Origin of the sequence: Lysinibacillus sp. FSL R7-0073, assembly GCF_038009065.1 — a bacterium.
In the GTDB taxonomy this organism is placed as follows: Bacteria; Bacillota; Bacilli; order Bacillales_A; family Planococcaceae; genus Lysinibacillus; species Lysinibacillus fusiformis.
This window is the reverse complement of record NZ_JBBPAS010000001.1, coordinates 2957937-2975320: the sequence shown is the minus strand read 5'-3', so window position 1 is coordinate 2975320 and position 17384 is coordinate 2957937. Positions and strand designations below refer to the sequence as shown.

The 17384-nt window shown below is 37.9% G+C and carries 15 protein-coding genes and 2 riboswitches; of the genes, 7 read left to right on the top strand and 8 right to left on the bottom strand.

Annotated features, from left to right (window positions below; genetic code table 11):
* Nucleotides 1-296: 296 nt before the first annotated feature.
* The 3 genes from MKY88_RS14795 (at nt 297) to MKY88_RS14785 (ending at nt 3543) form a co-directional block, all read left to right on the top strand.
* A complete protein-coding gene (locus MKY88_RS14795; RefSeq protein WP_340814034.1) occupies nt 297-1160 on the top strand; it encodes a MurR/RpiR family transcriptional regulator in 864 nt (287 codons plus the stop codon).
* A 225-nt stretch (nt 1161-1385) separates the two neighbouring features.
* Nucleotides 1386-2621, top strand: coding sequence for a DNA polymerase IV (locus MKY88_RS14790; protein ID WP_193832491.1), 1236 nt, complete (start codon nt 1386-1388; stop codon nt 2619-2621).
* 169 nt (nt 2622-2790) lie between these two features.
* Entirely contained in the window at nt 2791-3543 is a 753-nt protein-coding gene (locus tag MKY88_RS14785; RefSeq protein ID WP_193832490.1) for an alpha/beta fold hydrolase, read from the top strand.
* 46 nt (nt 3544-3589) lie between these two features.
* On the opposite strand, the gene MKY88_RS14780 is transcribed toward MKY88_RS14785, so the two are convergent.
* Genes MKY88_RS14780 through MKY88_RS14770 form a run of 3 tightly spaced genes read right to left on the bottom strand, consistent with a single transcriptional unit; the run spans nt 3590 to nt 6115 of the window.
* Nucleotides 3590-4444: an SDR family oxidoreductase gene (locus MKY88_RS14780; RefSeq protein WP_328200417.1), complete on the bottom strand. Its 855-nt coding sequence runs from the start codon at nt 4442-4444 to the stop codon at nt 3590-3592.
* The gene (locus MKY88_RS14775) at nt 4441-5469 is read right to left on the bottom strand and encodes a polysaccharide biosynthesis protein (protein ID WP_193833719.1); all 1029 of its coding nucleotides are present in this window, start codon (nt 5467-5469) and stop codon (nt 4441-4443) included. The genes MKY88_RS14780 and MKY88_RS14775 overlap by 4 nt, the downstream gene beginning before the upstream one ends.
* 46 nt (nt 5470-5515) lie before the next feature.
* Nucleotides 5516-6115 (bottom strand): glycosyltransferase family 2 protein, encoded by a 600-nt coding sequence (locus MKY88_RS14770; protein WP_340814033.1) that lies wholly within the window; start codon nt 6113-6115, stop codon nt 5516-5518.
* Nucleotides 6116-6360: 245 nt separating this feature from the next.
* Here MKY88_RS14770 and MKY88_RS14765 point away from each other — a divergent pair, with 245 nt between their 5' ends.
* The gene (locus MKY88_RS14765) at nt 6361-7455 is read left to right on the top strand and encodes a glycosyltransferase family 4 protein (RefSeq protein ID WP_193832488.1); all 1095 of its coding nucleotides are present in this window, start codon (nt 6361-6363) and stop codon (nt 7453-7455) included.
* A 113-nt stretch (nt 7456-7568) separates the two neighbouring features.
* Nucleotides 7569-8009, top strand: a complete 441-nt coding sequence (locus tag MKY88_RS14760; protein ID WP_193832487.1) for a GNAT family N-acetyltransferase — start codon at nt 7569-7571, stop codon at nt 8007-8009.
* Nucleotides 8010-8091: 82 nt separating this feature from the next.
* On the opposite strand, the gene MKY88_RS14755 is transcribed toward MKY88_RS14760, so the two are convergent.
* The 5 genes from MKY88_RS14755 to MKY88_RS14735 all read right to left on the bottom strand — a co-directional run bounded on the left by MKY88_RS14755 (nt 8092) and on the right by MKY88_RS14735 (nt 14410).
* On the bottom strand, nt 8092-11610 hold the full coding sequence (locus tag MKY88_RS14755) for a S8 family serine peptidase (protein WP_340814032.1): 3519 nt from the start codon (nt 11608-11610) through the stop codon (nt 8092-8094).
* 155 nt (nt 11611-11765) lie between these two features.
* Complete coding sequence (locus MKY88_RS14750; RefSeq protein ID WP_340814031.1) at nt 11766-12614, bottom strand: energy-coupling factor ABC transporter ATP-binding protein; 849 nt, start codon at nt 12612-12614, stop codon at nt 11766-11768.
* Entirely contained in the window at nt 12611-13384 is a 774-nt protein-coding gene (cbiQ, locus tag MKY88_RS14745; RefSeq protein WP_328200424.1) for a cobalt ECF transporter T component CbiQ, read from the bottom strand. The genes MKY88_RS14750 and cbiQ overlap by 4 nt, the downstream gene beginning before the upstream one ends.
* A gap of 5 nt (nt 13385-13389) precedes the next feature.
* Nucleotides 13390-13662 (bottom strand): energy-coupling factor ABC transporter substrate-binding protein, encoded by a 273-nt coding sequence (locus MKY88_RS14740; RefSeq protein ID WP_008178258.1) that lies wholly within the window; start codon nt 13660-13662, stop codon nt 13390-13392.
* Nucleotide 13663: 1 nt separating this feature from the next.
* On the bottom strand, nt 13664-14410 hold the full coding sequence (locus MKY88_RS14735) for an energy-coupling factor ABC transporter permease (protein ID WP_258269040.1): 747 nt from the start codon (nt 14408-14410) through the stop codon (nt 13664-13666).
* 145 nt (nt 14411-14555) lie between these two features.
* A riboswitch (cobalamin riboswitch) is annotated at nt 14556-14740 on the bottom strand.
* Between the two features lie 260 nt (nt 14741-15000).
* Nucleotides 15001-15182, top strand: a riboswitch (cobalamin riboswitch).
* 144 nt (nt 15183-15326) lie between these two features.
* Here MKY88_RS14735 and MKY88_RS14730 point away from each other — a divergent pair.
* Both MKY88_RS14730 and cobJ read left to right on the top strand, forming a co-directional pair.
* Nucleotides 15327-15698, top strand: a complete 372-nt coding sequence (locus MKY88_RS14730; RefSeq protein ID WP_069481864.1) for a (2Fe-2S) ferredoxin domain-containing protein — start codon at nt 15327-15329, stop codon at nt 15696-15698.
* A gap of 4 nt (nt 15699-15702) precedes the next feature.
* On the top strand, nt 15703-17370 hold the full coding sequence (gene cobJ, locus MKY88_RS14725) for a precorrin-3B C(17)-methyltransferase (RefSeq protein ID WP_328200429.1): 1668 nt from the start codon (nt 15703-15705) through the stop codon (nt 17368-17370).
* Nucleotides 17371-17384 lie beyond the last annotated feature (14 nt).

The following is a 17384-nucleotide window of genomic DNA, read 5'->3' as shown; positions in this document are numbered from 1 at the left end:
CCCTAGGATCTAGGATTAAAAGGTTACCGGGTTCGGGATATGCTAATAATATGAAACTGAAATTATACATAAAACTCACAAAAAAGGTTCGTGTAATTATCAAATTACCTACGTAATAGATTGAATGTTTCTACTATAGTAATTGTTCATTGGATAAATTACACCGGCAGATAAAAAATATAAAAGTGATGCATACTGAATGGTAAAATGGGAGGGTTTTTTAGTAATCAACCATTTACTGAACCTGTATTATATAAGTAGCATACCTAGATTAACTCATTGGAAGGACTGGCTGTATGGATAATTATAATGAAAGAATTAGAAAACAATTTAATGAACTAACAAAAAGACAGAAATTAGTTGCAAAATATATTGTTGACTTTCCAAAAGAGGTTGCATTTCAAACATCGAAGCAGCTAGGTATTGCAAGTGAAACAAGCGATACAACGGTGATTAGGTTATCATATGCTCTTGGGTATTCTGGATTTAGCGAACTGCAAAAAGAAATTCAAGCTACTTTATTAGAAGATTCTTCACCCATTTCAGATCCAATTGAAGGGCTTCGATCTACGTCCAAGTCTTTAAAAGATACAAATTTAATTCAACATGTAATCGAGAAAGATACTTCGTATATACGTGCAACGTTAGAACAAATAGATTACACCCAGTATAAAAAAGCTATAGATCTTTTAATTAGTTCTGAAAAAAGAATAGTCATAGGCTTCCGTTCATCATATGGTCCTGCTAACTGGCTATCGTTTAGTCTCAATGTTGTTGTAGGAAATACGTTTTTATACCGTGGAGAAATAGAGGATGTTAATTATTTATTATCCTTAATCGATGAAAAGACATTATTGGTGGCTATTTCTTTTCCTCGATATTCAAAAGAAACGAATGCATTTGTAAAAGCAGCAAAGAAAAAAGGGGCACAAGTGATAGGCATAACAGACGATGAATTATCCCCATTAGGGCTACTCTCGGACATTTTGTTTAAGGTGGTTGCTCCTCCTCCTATTTCTCTAAAAGGTACTACACCAACCTTTGCACTACTTAATCTACTAATAACAGGAATAGCAGCTTCTGATGAAATAAAGGTTCAAAAGCGGATGGAAGATTATGACCAAACAAGTGATGATTTCTCACCATTTACCAATCAGTAATAAGGGAGCTCTTCGGATAAAGATTCTTTATTCGATAATAGGTAATCAATATAGAAGGTTTTTTTGATATCACTCAATTTTCCGAGAGTCTACATCAAAAGAACCTTTTTATTTTATTGTGAAACCTATAAAAAACATGCTTTGCTTAGGCGGTAGATTAAGTGTTAAAGGAATCATTTGTGATAAAATATAGCTAACATTACATTTAAAATGAGGTGAACGAAATTGCATAAAGGAAGAATCATTTTACATATTGACCTTAATTGCTTTTATGCCTCAGTGGAACAAATTTACGATCCCTCATTAAAAGGAAAACCTATAGCCATTGCAGGTAATCCAAAAGAACGTAGAGGGATTGTTATTACGTGTAGCTATGAAGCTAGAAAAAGTGGTGTATATACAACCATGAATGTCGGTGAAGCAAGAAGAAAATGTCCAGAGTTAATTGTGCTACCTCCCAATTTTGAGCGATATAGAGCTGCTTCAAAATCTTTTTTTGGATTACTGAAAGAATATAGTGAATTACTTCAACCAGTTTCTATAGATGAAGGTTACATACAATTGCCTATAATCGATGGACAAAATGTATTAGAACATGTACATGGTATACAAGATCGAATTTGGAACGAATTACAATTGCCTTGTTCAATCGGCATTGCGCCAAACAAATTTTTAGCAAAAATGGCCAGTGAGATGAGAAAGCCAATGGGCATTACAATATTACGTAAACGTGATGTCCCTTCAGTTTTGTGGCCATTGAATGTTAAAGAAATGCATGGGATTGGTAAAAGCACAGCAGAAAAGTTGAAAGAGTTGGGTATACAAACAATTGGAGAATTAGCTGCAGCTGATGAATACACCTTAAAACAGAAATTTGGCATCAACGGACTTCGTTTGAAACAGAAGGCCAATGGCGAGGATGATCGACCTGTTGATCCAGAAGCAATATATGATACGAAGAGTGTAGGGAATTCAACAACATTATCACATGACACGACTGACCGAGATGAATTATATAAAATAATGACAACACTTTCTGAAAAGGTAGCAGAAAGATTAAAGGCTAAAAAGCTTGCTGGAGTGACTGTGAGTATTATAATTCGTACAGCTTCTTGGGAAACGTATACTCGGAGTAAATCAGTCAATAACGCGATATTTTCAAAAGAGGATATAGTTGAACAGGCGTGGAATCTGTTTAATAAAAATTGGAATGAGGAGCCTGTTCGATTGTTGGGTGTGACCATTTCAAATGTAAGTGACATTAAAGAGATGACTCAGCAGCTAACTTTTTTTGATTTTGAAGAACATATTAAAGACGAACCGATTATTAAATTGGTAGATCAAATTGAACAGAAATTTGGAAAAGGTATCATTTTGAGAGGTTCTGATATTGTAAAGCCAGCAGGGAAGCATCAGGCAAACACGAGCTTTAGTAAGGATTTTTGGGATGATCATTTGTAAATGATGCGCATTTTGACAGGTTTGGGGCATTTTCATTTACGCAACGAGAAAGATATCCGTTAACAATTGCCCAGGAAATACAAAAAACCAGAACAATCTAATATTCAATCAATCTCAAACAAGCTTTTGATAAGTTAAACATTAATGAAAGTAGGTGCATGTATCCATTATGCAATATAAAGAATATGGCCATATCGACGGTCCAGTGATGATGTTTCTTCATGGGGGTGGTGTTGGGGGATGGATGTGGGAACAACAAGTTCAGCATTTCTCCAATTACCACTGTGTAGTCCCTGAGCTTGTGCCCGATCATTCATTTTCCATTGAGCAATGTGCGCAACAACTCGTGCAACTCTTAGAGGAAAAGGCGAATGGCAAGCAGGTGATTGTGATTGGCTTTTCATTAGGTGCTCAAATTGCCATACAAATGTTAAGCATAAAGCCTAGTTTAATCCACGTTTCGATTATTAATAGTGCTCTTGTTATTCCTTCTCCTACTACAGCATGGATGATTCGGCCGTTTCTCCGACTAACATTCCCGCTTATCAAAAATAAAGCCTTCGCAAAGCTTCAAGCGAAAACCTTATACATCGGTGATCGCTATTTTGACCGCTATTATCATGATAGCGCTAAGATGACATACGATGCATTAATTCAGGTTTTACAAGAAAATATGACGTTTTCGATCCCACGTAATTTCCACAATGCACAGGGGCATATTTTAATTACTGTCGGCAATCAAGAGAAAAAAGTAATGAAAAAGTCTGCACAAGCGCTTGTACAAAGCCATCCCAATGCTAAAGGGATCATTTTGAACAACATAGGGCATGGAGTATCGTTAGCTCAACCTGCGTTTTTCAATCGTTTTGTAGATAATTGGATAAAGGAAGGGCAATTGCCAGTGGGCACAGTCATTCAATAGAAAAACTCCATTATGAATAACGATACTCATAATAGAGTTGAAGTTTTTAAGAAATATAGTGAGGATATAAATTCTTATGCTGCAAAATCCATTCCTTCATGTCGATCATCATTTCTTCATAGCTAGGGACTGTAAAGGAAAAATCGTTTCTAGTATTTATTAATGTTTTATTGACATTAATAAGCTGATGAGGAGTAATCTTTATTGTATGGTCCATAAAGTGCTTATTCAATAATTGAAGAAGATCGTATTTTGAAATAGGCGATGTATTGACAAGATGATAGAGTCCCGTTATTCCTTCCTGGACTGCTTTCTCCATGGCTTTCGCCAAGGTGAGCGTTGTGACTCCCGTCCAAATAGCGCCAGTATAGCCGTGAATAGGGCCTTTTTGGTGCATAAACCAATTGAAAAGCCCAATTCCATCCATCTTCAAATCAGGGCCAATAATTGAATTACGGAATGTTAAATGCTTGGTATGATCAATTTCTCCTAAACCCTTTGTACGGTCATAGAAGGTAGTTCCGTCCTGTACACTATTTTCATAATAGGGTGCGTTTTCACCTGAAAATACACAGTCTGTACTCATGTGAATAAGCTTCGTCTGGCGATTTTCAAGGAGAGATACGATAGCGTGGGGTAAATAACTATTTAAGAAAATACTCTTTTCAGGATTTGCCTCACAGGCCTTATTTAACATACCGATACAATTAATGACGATATCATACTGATTGTCTTGAAGAAGTGAACGTAAAAAATTCAGGTCCGTAATATCACCAGTAATATTATTTCCATATGGGAAAGTAGTTCTCGTATACGTTGTTACATCATGTCCTTGCTCCTGTAAATAGATAGAAATTGTATGACCGGCCATGCCAGAAGCGCCGAGCACTAAAAATTTCATGGTGTTCCTCCAGTCCAATGGAGAAGCTCTTCTTGAATTAGAGATAAGGTTAGTAATTTTTCTTTAATAGCCATCACGTTTAACATTTGTGTATTATTGGAATTATATTCATCCGATAAGGTAATTTTAGGAGAGCCCTCATCCAGGTATTTTCCATAATTTAAATCCCGATTATCTGCTGGGATTCGATAAAAATTACCTAAATCTATGGCTTTTGCTGCTTCTTCCTTTGTACATAATACTTCATACCTTTTTTCCCCATGCCGTGTGCCGATAATGTGAATCGCATTGTTCCCTTGGAAAATTTCAAGGAGAGCTTGTGCTAAATTCTCGATCGTAGCAGCGGGTGATTTTTGCACCATAATATCGCCATTTTGCGCATGTGAGAAGGCATACAATACCAATTCAACTGCTTCCTCAAGGCTCATCATAAATCGAGTCATGTTTGGGTCGGTAATGGTTAAAGGTATGCCAGCTTTTATTTGTTCGATGAAAAGTGGTATGACTGAGCCTCTTGAAGCCATTACATTACCGTATCGTGTGCCACAAATCAATGTTTGCTTTGGGTCTACCATGCGTGATTTAGCAATAAATGTTTTCTCCATCATCGCCTTGGATATTCCCATTGCATTGACAGGGTATGCCGCCTTATCTGTTGATAGACAAATAATCTTTTTAACGCCAGCTTGAATAGCCGCAGTTAAAACATTGTCTGTTCCTATAATATTTGTTTTCACAGCCTCTAAAGGGAAAAATTCACAAGAGGGAACTTGCTTAAGTGCCGCAGCATGAAACACATAATCTACGTTATACATGGCAGGGTGGAGGCTTTGTAAATCGCGTACATCCCCGATATAAAATTTAATTTTGGAATTCTGATAAAGCTTTCGCATATCATCTTGCTTTTTCTCATCTCTTGAAAAAATCCGTATTTCCTTAATATCCGTATTTAAAAATCGATTTAATACCGCATTACCAAAAGATCCTGTTCCTCCAGTAATCAGTAAAGTTTTATCTTTAAACATTGTATGGCTTGTTACACCTCCCACTTGCATAGGTCCGTTCATAATGTTATTTCAATCCTCTTTCATGCAAATCACATTCTGAGTTTTCTCGTGGATAGTTGTACCAATAAGCGTATTCATGGGTATATTTACTGGTTGGATTTTTGTCCATGAGCGCACAATTAAAATCCCAATCTCCTGCAATATCCTTACGTATAGTAAACTTCGCATCCCCGATAAAGCTTCTTCGTATGATTTTAAATTGTCCTGGCAATGAATAACGATTTGATTCATCTTTAATAAACGCATAGCCATTCTTAATGATCATGTTGTAATAGTAAATATCAAATTCACCATCCACCTGTGCTAATACATTACGGATGGCAGGCAAATAGTGGTCATCACTATCGATGATGGCAATATAATCTCCTGTTGCTTCAGCGATGCATCGGTTATAGGCAACGCTTGCACCTAGATTTGTTGGATGGATGATGATTTTTAAGGCCGCGCAGTTTTTTTGATAGTCCTGCAAAATGGCTAACGTCTTGTCTGTGGAGCCGTCATCTACAACGATAATTTCATAGGCATATTCTTTTGGAATACTGTCAAGCATTGTTAGGATCCATTCTTCGCTATTGTAAGTAGGTGATAAAAAGCTTATTTTCATTTTATCCCTCCATCCTGATTAAGTAGTATAGTTCTTCATAGATTCTTTATTACAATATGCGTGGATAGGGGGCTATTGTAGGCAATTGCTTGTTATCATAAGTTTTTTAAGAGAGTAATTTTATGGATTGCCTTTATTTTTGCTAGAGAACTATGGGGATGGTTGTGACATTCTACTAAGTTATACACGTTTGACAGGTGTGGGCATAAACTAGGAAAGAGCGCTTTTTAAGAAAGAGGGATTCGATGACAAAAAGGATCGCATTTATTTGTAGCGTGGAATCAGCTAAACTTTCCGATGCACACATTTTCAAAGATCTATGTCTTGTGCCTATTTTACTAGGGGAGTATTTAGGCTATGAAGTTAGTATAGTGACGGCAGAGATGAATGAAACCCTTCTGCAACAATCTTTTCCGGCTGTTAAATTTGAGCAGGTTCCAATAGGGATTGATTATGTTGCCAATATGAATGCTTATTTAGTGAAGCATGCCAAGAACATTGATCTTGTATTTGCTATAGGACCGTACCCATCCTATCTTTCCATTCTTCAAACGTATAAGCAGTTTAATCCTAATGGCAAAATCTATATGAAGTTAGATGTTAATCGATTTTGGTTAAATCGATTAAAAACCTATCCATACTTTTTAGAATTGCTACAGCTTTGTGATCTTCTGACCTCCGAATGTATATCGATTCAAACGGCCATTCGAGAGTTTTCACAATTAGATGTTAAGCATATCCCAAATGGCTTTTATGAGTATTTTCACACAGAGCCCGTGCAGTTTCATGAGAAAGAAAATAGAATTCTATCAGTGGGCCGATTAGATGCACCAGAGAAGCAGACGATTTTTACAATAAAAGCCTTTCTAGCTGCACAGCTGACAGACTGGGAGCTTCGTTTGGTAGGACCCATGTCTGAATCGTTTCAGCAGGAAATAAAACGAATATTGGCCAGTCATCCTTATCCTGCACAAGTCACAATTGTAGGGCCAATCTCTGACAAGATACAACTAGAAGAGGAGTATCGCAAGGCAAAAATCTTTTGCTTAACATCCACGGTTGAATGCTTTGCACATGTTTTTGCAGAGGCGGCTAAAAACGGTTGTTATATTGTGTCAACCGATGTGGATGGGGCTGCAGATATTACCCAACAACAACGTTTTGGCCGCATTCATCAAACACATGATTGGGAAAGTATTGCTCGGACGTTGCAGCAAGTCACTCATCAGGAAGCATTGTTGGAAAATGCTTGTCTTCAGCTACAAGCTGATGCACGGAAGGGTTTAAACTGGCAGCATATCGTGAAAGATGTCGCTGCATATTTAAATGAAATAAAGTAGAACTTCTCTCGATGAAGAGGAGTATTCTTTTCTTTGTGCCATTTTTTCCTATATAATAAAACTAGTTTTATAATGGTAGAAACAATCATGGGAAGACACAAGGGGAGACAAGAATGGAAATAATTCAAGCATCAATGAACGAACTAGAAGAGTTAACAAAGCTATTTGATGAATATCGTCAGTTTTATGGTATTGAATCGGACGTAAGTAGCGCAAAGGCATTTTTACAATTACGATTGGCCCTCAAAGAGTCGGTCATTTTTATGGCGCAAGTAGACGGCAAGATGGTTGGATTTACACAATTATATCCAACGTTTTCTTCCATAGCGTTACAGCGGGCCTATATTTTGAACGATATTTATGTTACGGAAGATGCTAGAGGCCTAGGGGTGGGCAAGGCATTGATGGAAAAAGTTTTTCAATATTGTGAGCAACAGTATGCTCGCTATGTGACACTGCAAACAGCAGCTGATAATGTGAATGCGCGTAAGCTGTATGAAAAGCTTCATATGAAGCAAGATGAATACTGTAATTATGTTAAATATTTTATGTAATAAGCATTTTATTTTAGGATGAAGATGCTTTTATGTATAAAAATCCCCTAGATATTTCGTTATCTAGGGGATTTTATTGATATTATTTAATTTCTAACGTATATGGCTGTGTACTTGCTTGGCCATAATATTCACTAACTTCAATATAGTATTTACCTGCATCCAGTTCAACTGTACCTACCTCTGCATCTCCTGCTCCGTAAAGATCTAAAGTTTTCACTGTTTTTCCGTTTGCATCTATTACTCGAATCACACCGTCTAGTGCTTTTTCAGTTTGAAGTGAGAAGAAGACATCTCGTTTTTGGGCGTTGTTAAATTCAAAGTAATCCTTATCACCAAATGGAATACCCGCATTTAAATATTGAGTGGCTACCCATTTGTCGTCTTTTTTCGTGAGGGCAGACGGTTTGGTTGGTACACCATTCACTAATTGAGAATCTGCATCTTCATCTGCTCGTTTATGGTCGAACATCGTTAATGTATAGGGCTGAATGGACAGTTGGCCAAGCCCTGTGCTATTAACTTGAATAAAGTAACCTCGATCCTTTTTAGCTTTAAAGGATGTATTTACGTCTGTCGTACCTATCATGCCAAGAAGCATTTCAAGAATATTATCGCTCAGTCCAAATGGAATGGCGGTCTCCATTTCTTTCGGATCAATTTTCTTATTGCCATTTGTATCTTCAATAATCGATCCTGCAAACTTCAAGTCCTTCTGTAACTCTTTTGGCAATTGATTTAATTGTTCATTGGTAAATGGAACAGAGGAAATCAATAAACTCATAATTTCATCATTACCGTCTTGCTTATAATAGTAATAATCCTCATCATCTTGGTAAATTAGATGATCTTTATAAGTTGTACCTGGTTGAATTTTTAAAGCTTTTGCTTCTTCACGATTTTCTGGATTATAATCTGCTGGAATATCACCTATTTTACTTGTTTTCAACGTATAAGGTTCTGCAGAACGTTCACCAGCATTCACAACGGCTACTACATATGTTTTGTCCTTTTTCAATGCTATTACTTTTGCATCGTTTTCATTACCGGCTGAGCCTAGGAGTAATGAAAGTAAGCCTAATTCATTGGTTAAGGATGACACGGGAATTAGTTCCTTTGCTTTTTCATCATATTCAAAAACAGTACCGGCAGGCATTTGGTTCGCACCTTTGTTAAAGCTAAAACTATAAAGGGCATCTTCCTTTGTTTTAAATAAGAAGTAGTCCTCATCATATTCTGTTTGGAAATAGGCTTTTTGATCCTCACCGATGTTAAAGCGAATAGCTTGCTTGATGATCGGATCAACATTTTCTATATTGTTTGTTGTAAAGGGATTCATAAGCATACTCATAATGCCATCAATTTCATTCCGCTTTTTTGTTGCACTTGGTGTTATTGGTAATTGATCTTCAGTGGCATTTTCCTCGAACATGGCTTCCTCTAAAGGTAGACCATCCTCATCTGGAGGGAGCGTAACAGTTTCTCCTTTTAATGTGTATGGGATCATGGATTCACTGACGGTTTCCTCTTTTTCAATGCCCCCACTGAAGAACATCTCCATTGAAAACTCGCTATCACTCTCATTAGATACACTTAAAATGTATTCTTGGTCTGGAACAGCATCGATGATCATGCTAACTGCTTCCCCTTTAGCTGAACCGTAAGAACTTTGAATTGAGTAGGCTTCCTCTTCTTCACTTTCCTCTTTTTTAGTTTGCTTCATCTCTTCAGGTGGTATCGGATTGAAATCCTCCTTTAAGTAAAGATCCATAGATGCAGTAACACCTGGAATACCAGATAGATCAAACTTCAATGTTGTTGGTTTTTTTACTGAAAACGTAAAATAATCTTGATCCTTTTGTTGATCTTTGGACAGTAGGGTGTAGTTTTTACCTGCTGTACTGTATGGAAACTTTTTAATTGGCTCCATTGAAGACTTATCTAATGCATCGATTGGTAAGTCTGAGTCTTTCATAGTTTGTGCTGTAAAAGTAAAAGTAGATTTGCCTTTTAAACTATAACTACCATTATGATCTTTCACACCAATTAACAGCGTTCCTTTTTGATCTGCTTTAAAGAGGTGACCTTCTTTTTTTCCTACACGAACATCATTAACTTTAATAGGCTCTACTTCACCTTGCTCGTTATTAGGGTAAAAGTATAAATCAAAGGCATAGTCGTATTTATCCGCGCCTTTTAACGTTAACTGAGCATATTCATTTGCCTCTAACTCAACCTTGTACCATTTTTTTTCATCTTGCTGTTCGAAAACACCTTGTTCTGTATTTAATTTATTTTTGGCAAGAACTTTGGCATTTTTCATACGCTCTTCTTTGGATTCTGAATAATGTTTAGGGAGTTTATTTAAATCGAACTGTAAGGCTTTCACGGGATCGACAAGACCGTGACCAAAAGTAAGATCATAACCTTTTTCGCCTAAATCTTGTGCTGTCAGTTCAAGTATTGCTTCAATTTCATGTGGCTTTAAATTCGGATATTTTGATTTAAGTAGGGAGGCAATACCTGCCACTACAGGAGATGCCATGGAAGTACCACTAAACTTGACAAAAGAAGATCCTTTTTTCTCATCGTGTACAGTACTGTAGATGTCTTCACCAGGAGCCACGACATCGACAGAGGGACCATAATTGGAATAGCTTGATAATTTATTACGATCATTCGTGGAACCTACACTAATCACACCTTCATAGGAAGCAGGGAAGGAATATTCATCAGTCGACTCATTTCCAGCCGCTGCGACAATCGTAATGCCACTATCAATGGCTTTTTGAACAGCATCCTGCATAAGTGGGGATTCACCATAGCCTCCTAAACTCATATTAATGACATCAACACCTTGCTCAATGGCGTACAGAATGCCTTGTGCAATGATAAAATCATTTGCTCCTTCTTTTCCGTTAAAGACATCAATAGGTAGTAACTTCGCTTGTGGATTAATTCCATGTCCACCAACCCCATTGTCTTTGGCAGCGGCAATAATCCCAGCAACATGTGTTCCATGGTCACCTGGATAAGATGTATTTGCCGGAGCAGCTGCATTATAAGGTGTGAGTACTTGAGATTTTAGGTCAGGATGTTTAAAATCAACACCAGAATCGATGACAGCTACTGTTACAACATGTTCCCCAGCTAATGCTAATGCCTGATCCATTTGCAAGAGGCTTAGATGATACATATCTTGTTTCTTTGGGTCAGTTTCTTTGTTGAAAGAATGATAGACATAACTAGGGGATACACTTGTAATCCCTTGCTGCTTTAAATAGTAAGAGACGGCTTTTTCGATGGATACACCTTTGTTAAGTTGAATCACATCATAGCCTAATGAAGGAATGGAGCGGATGACCTTAGAGCCAATTTTTTTATGTACGTTTTTATCAAGGCCAGAATGCTTGATAATAATCGTATCCTTACTCATCCATTTGTCTTCATTTTTAAGATTCTTACCTGCATGTTGTGAATTGCTTGCTAATACGTTCTTCGCAGTTTGTTGTGGTGTCTCCTCAGCAAAAGCTGAAGCGACTGGAACCATTAATGCAGCGGATGCTACGACAGCGACTGATTTTTTAAACCAACTTTTCAATTGTATCTCTCCTTGATGTTCTATAATATGTCTCGACTATACTAATACGGATAAACGTAAGAAAAGTTTCGCAAATGAGGAAAATTTTTCTCTGCGCTTTAAAAAACGAACAGTGATGGGCCGAACTGTCCGTTACTTTTTATTGATGATGCTCATTACGCCTCAACAAATAGCTGTTCGATCAATTGCAGTATGTCATGCTTAGAGCGAGGAACTGAAATGTTTTCTTGCCATAATTTCTTTTTTTGTAGAGCCAAGGCCATTTCGAATACCCATGGCCGCTCAAGATGTGCACGTTTTAGCAATTCTTCTTCATAAAATAAGGCGACAGGATCACCATTATAAATAATTTTTCCTGCCTCCATGACAATAATTTGATCTGCCCATTCATAGGCAAGAGAAATGTCGTGAGTCGCAAGGATAATCGTTCTTTCATAGTCTTCTAATTTGGCTAAGTATTGAAAAACTTGTGTAGCGTAATAGCTATCAAGACCCGCCGTTGGTTCATCTAATAAAAGGACAGTCGGTTCCATCGCTAATACACCTGCCATGGCCACACGCTTTTTCTGTCCTACGCTTAAAAAGTGAATGGGTTTATCAAGGAGCTCTGTCACTTCAGTTTGTTCAACAGCCCATGCTATTTTTTCTTCAATTTTTTCCGTAGACCATCCTAGGTTCATTGGACCATAGGCTATATCTTGCTTAACGGTTCCTGAAAAAAGCTGATTGTCAGCATCTTGAAAGACGATCCCCACCTGTTGGCGAAGAGCCTTTAATGCCTTTCTATTATATTGAAGTTCGTCCCCATCAAATGAAATAGTTCCGGCTGTTGGCTTCAAAATTCCATTAAAATGTTGAAATAAAGTGGATTTTCCTGCTCCGTTATGACCAAGTATAGCTATTTTTTTCCCTTTTGGAATGTTTAATGTAATATCTGTCAAAGCCTTCGTTCCATCTGCATAGGCATATGACAAGTTGTTAAGTTTGAAATAAAATGCTGTCATGAGAAGTACCCTCCGTATACGATGAGGAATATAAAAATAACCGTTATGCCTAGCCAGTTTTTTTTGCTATAGGTGCCTGTTTGATGCCAATAAACAGTTTCACCACCACGCGCCTGCATGGCAATATTAAGCTCTCGACTGCGCTGAAACATTTCAATAAACAACGCTGCAATCAGCATAGACATTGAACGTAACCATTGCATGGGTGAATGGTAGCCAAGGCGGGCTTGCTGGGCTAAATGTATTTTTTGCATGCTTTCTAAAAAAATAAAAATAAAACGATAGGTGAGTTCTACTAGCTCAACTAATAAAGGAGGGAGCCTCCATTGTCTTAGCACATAACAAATCCCTTGTACAGATGTCGTTAAAATTAAAAAATATAAGCAACTTATACTGCCAAGTACGATAAAGAATAGCTGCTGCGCGGTAGCAATACTGGCTCTCCCAATAAAAATTGTCAAGTTCATATACGTAAATGCCCCAATATGTGCTGGTAATATATGCGTTGCTGGCGCTATCGAAAGTAGGATGGATAGGAGACTTGTGAACAAGAAAAAGCCTGGTAGTAATAATAGCTTCGCATAGTATTTTATTGGAATTTTTGCGCCCCAAATGATAAAAGCACTCATTACAAAAAATGTAATGAGTGAAAGTCGCTCATCTCTCATAATAAGCGTGAATAAAAGCAGTCCTAATGAAAATATCATTTTTTCTAGCGGATGAACGAACGCTAACTTATTGAGATACGCATACTTATCAATGAATAACATATTCCTTAACCTTCTTTATGCTTGCCACGCATATAGCCAATAAAATAGCCGATAAAACCAGCACCAATAGCTGCTTGTAGCACGAATAATAAGCTTTCAATTTCACCACTAGGTGGTTCCCACAAACTATCAAACCATGGCTCATATTCTGCATTGATCTCACCAATGGCAGCTTCTGCTTCACCGTCTGCTCCACCAAATTCTGCTCCCTTTTGGACGAAGAGCGGAATAATGGCCAATAGCACCACTATTGCTAATAGTAATAAATTTCGTTTCATGTTAGTGCGCCTCCTTTGTAGAGAAAACACGTAAAGATTTTAATTCGCTAATATTATATTTTTTTAAGAAGTTCATGACAATAACTGTTAATATCCCTTCACTCACAGCTAATGGGATTTGTGTTAAGGCAAAAATACTTGCGAACTTTGTAAAGGAAGCCATAAAGCCTCCAACTTCAGATGGGAAGGCAAGTGCTAATTGAATGGAAGTCACCACATATGTACCTAAATCTCCAAGCATAGCCGCAAAGAAAACAGCTAATGAAAACGATAACCCCATTTTTTGCGCCCCTTTCAATACAAAGTAGGCGATAAACGGGCCTACAATAGCCATCGAAAATGCATTAGCCCCTAATGTTGTAATCCCACCATGTGCTAAAAGTAAAGATTGAAATAATAAAACAATTGTCCCGATGACACTCATCGCTAACGGTCCAAATAAGACTGTTCCGAGACCTACTCCTGTTGGATGTGAGCAACTCCCTGTAACTGAGGGGATTTTTAAGGCTGATAGGACAAAGGCGAACGCACCGGACAGCCCCAGAATCATTTTTGTTTCAGGGTTTTCTTCAATTGTTTTACGAATAGAGCGCAATCCTAAAATAATAAATGGGATGGAGATTACCCACCAAAAAATAGCCCATTCGATTGGTAAAAAACCTTCCATGATATGCATGGCGAAGGCACGCTTTGGCACCATTAAAAAAGCTAATAAAAAGTAACTAAGTTTCCACCAAGACAGCTTCAATTTTCTTCCTCCAAACTGTAAATAGATTTTTAGAATGTAGCGTGCGTAATAAAAAAAGCACTTCTCCGTTGTTGGAAAAGTGCATAGCTAAAAAAGCAAATAACATTCTCATCTGCTAAGCCGCACACCTATCCTCGTAGGTTGAAACGATCACATATTTTCGGCAGGTCTCCTGGCTCTAGTTCAACACTTTATAGGTCTTCCCATCCATTGGACAGTGACATTTTCTATAAAGCTCCCTATTACAGTGGCGGGACCGCGCCGGACTTAAACCGGCTTCCCTTTTAAGCAAAATGACGAGCATTTTACACCGAAAAATAGTAAGTTGTGAGATTTCACGACAAAGTGTATCACGAATTTCCATAAATATGCTATACTTTTTTTATAAAAAATTTAAAATAGAATATCAATGTAGAAAATTCTGATAACTAGTGTTTTTAGGATTAAAGGAAGCAAAGTCAATTTTTAAATAGCTTCTAACCCTCCTGTGAAATTGATAAATTTGTCATGATTTTTTAAAGAAATATTGAAATTTTAAAATAATAAGATATGATTAAGACAGTTTTCTATTATATATACGATTAAAAATTTCATATAAAACGTCGATAAGTGCTCGAAGAACTCGAGGTAATAGGGAAATTGGTGAAAGTCCAATACAGCCCCCGCTACTGTAATAGCTGATGAAATCGCAATGCCACCTGTGCAAACTAGGGAAGGTGCGACAGTAAAATGAAGCTTAAGTCAGGAAACCTGCTTATCAGATTGTGCATGCAAACTTTTCGGAGGGAGAAGTTGAAGCAAAAGCGAGGATCTTTCTTTCAATCTATTCGTTTTTATTTGGCTTCTACAAACCTTTACTCTTCGGGAGAGTAAAGGTTTTTTCTTTTTTCCAAAAGCAAATGAGGGGAGACATAAGATGACAACGTGGAATTTAGAGGGGATGAAAACACATCTCTTTATTTGCAATGGCAGTAGCTGTATGAACAAGGATGGGGAGGAAATTACCCAAGCTATACGAGATGAAATACAGCGAAACGCACTAGATAAAGAAATACATACGACTAGAACGCGCTGTAATGGACGGTGCAAAGATGCTTGTGTTGTTATTGCTTACCCCCAGGGGAATTGGTATCGTGTACCATCAACGGAGCATGCTAGAACACTTGTACAGGATTTGCATCATGAAACCTTATATAACGATCATGTTTTTACACTTCGGGAAGGGACATTACAGCGAACAGTGCAAACGACAGCCATTAAAGGGATTGAAAAGGTGAAAGAGGGGTAAAAACATGGCGCAAAAAGGGAAAATTTTCGTAGTAGGCTTTGGGCCTGGAGACTTTAAGCATATTACGACACGTGCAGTAGAGGCTTTACAACAAAGTGATATGATCATAGGCTATAAAACCTATGTTGAGCTGATTCAAGATTTAGTCAGCGCAAAATCCATTGTCAGTACAGGCATGACAGAAGAAGTATCACGTGCACAGGAGGCCGTTCGTCAAGCAGAGGCAGGAAGTACAGTTTCAGTCATTTCGAGTGGAGATGCGGGCGTTTATGGTATGGCGGGATTAGTTTATGAAGTATTAATTGAGCTAGGTTGGACAGAGGCAACTGGTATTGAAGTTGAGATTGTCCCAGGTATTTCAGCTATCAATTCATGTGCTAGTTTACTTGGTGCGCCGATCATGCATGATGCTTGTACCATTAGTTTAAGTGACCATCTCACTCCGTGGAATTTAATTGCGAAGCGTGTGGAAGCCGCAGCTATGGCCGATTTTGTTATTGCTTTATACAATCCTAAAAGTGGTCGCCGTACAAGACAAATTGTCGAAGCACAACGAATTCTTTTAGAATATCGTTCGCCTGACACACCAGTAGGACTTGTAAAAAGTGCCTATCGAGAACGTCAGGAAGTGACTATGACAACATTGGCAGAAATGTTGGAACATGATATCGGTATGCTGACAACCGTTATTATCGGAAACTCATCTACGTTTTTCTATGATAATAAAATGATTACACCGCGTGGCTACCAACGTAAATATACACTTGGCGAGGAAAAACAGCCGTTACGTCCACATCAACGTTTACGGGAAGAAAATGAGCCATGGGCGATGAATCAAGAGACAGGGACAGCACGAAATGACTTTGCGGCAGACCCTAATGCAGGGAGAATTAATAAACCCAGTATAGCCGTTATGCCAAAGCCGAAAAAAACAGCACTTGAAATGGCTACAGCGGCGCTTGCAATGGTAAAGGGAACAAGTGCTATAAAGGCTACTCCAAAGCTTGTACAACAAAAAATAGAATCAATTTTTGAATTAGCAGTGAGCCCTGGAGTGGCCAATAAATTCTTCACATCACAGCAAATGATGACGTTAGCAGAGGTCGTAGGGGAAGATGGTTCGATGGAATATACACCAGATCATCAAATCCATTTAAAAATACCTACAACAACGCCTGAACGTATCACTGAGAAGTTACAGGAAGTAGGCTTTTTATTAGCACCAATTGGTGATGTGTTATCGTTGAAGGCTTGTGATTTTTGCTACGGTGAAAAAGCAGATTCCATTCCATATGCGGAGGAAATCCAAGAAAAGCTCGGTGGTATGTCATTACCGAAAACGTTAAATATTGGCTTTAATGGCTGTGGGATGGCTTGTTATCGAGCCGTGTTTGATGATATTGGGATTGTTTATCGCAAAAGTAAATTTGATGTCTTTATTGGAGCGAAACCAGTCGGGCGTACGGCTCATGCAGCACAGCCTATTGTAGAAGGTTTGGAGCCTGAACAATTGATCCCTTTAATTACAGATATTATTGAAGAATATAAAGCCAATGCGCATCCAAACGAACGTTTATTTAAATACTTCAAGCGTGTGAAAAAGATAATGCATTTTACGTATCAAGATATGTCTTCCAAAATAAAAATAGAGCCAGCTCCGTGCGGCGACTAGTGAGGAGAAAAGAG

Bases quoted from the DNA above. Each gene is read 5' to 3' on its own strand.
- MKY88_RS14750 (WP_340814031.1), bottom strand. From the start codon at position 12,614: ATGACAGCATTTTATTTCAAACTTAACAACTTGTCATATGCCTATGCA.
- MKY88_RS14780 (WP_328200417.1), bottom strand. From the start codon at position 4,444: ATGAAATTTTTAGTGCTCGGCGCTTCTGGCATGGCCGGTCATACAATT.
- cbiQ (WP_328200424.1), bottom strand. From the start codon at position 13,384: ATGTTATTCATTGATAAGTATGCGTATCTCAATAAGTTAGCGTTCGTT.
- MKY88_RS14795 (WP_340814034.1), top strand. From the start codon at position 297: ATGGATAATTATAATGAAAGAATTAGAAAACAATTTAATGAACTAACA.
- MKY88_RS14730 (WP_069481864.1), top strand. From the start codon at position 15,327: ATGACAACGTGGAATTTAGAGGGGATGAAAACACATCTCTTTATTTGC.
- MKY88_RS14765 (WP_193832488.1), top strand. From the start codon at position 6,361: ATGACAAAAAGGATCGCATTTATTTGTAGCGTGGAATCAGCTAAACTT.
- MKY88_RS14785 (WP_193832490.1), top strand. From the start codon at position 2,791: ATGCAATATAAAGAATATGGCCATATCGACGGTCCAGTGATGATGTTT.
- cobJ (WP_328200429.1), top strand. From the start codon at position 15,703: ATGGCGCAAAAAGGGAAAATTTTCGTAGTAGGCTTTGGGCCTGGAGAC.
- MKY88_RS14775 (WP_193833719.1), bottom strand. From the start codon at position 5,469: ATGTTTAAAGATAAAACTTTACTGATTACTGGAGGAACAGGATCTTTT.
- MKY88_RS14760 (WP_193832487.1), top strand. From the start codon at position 7,569: ATGGAAATAATTCAAGCATCAATGAACGAACTAGAAGAGTTAACAAAG.
- MKY88_RS14770 (WP_340814033.1), bottom strand. From the start codon at position 6,115: ATGAAAATAAGCTTTTTATCACCTACTTACAATAGCGAAGAATGGATC.
- MKY88_RS14740 (WP_008178258.1), bottom strand. From the start codon at position 13,662: ATGAAACGAAATTTATTACTATTAGCAATAGTGGTGCTATTGGCCATT.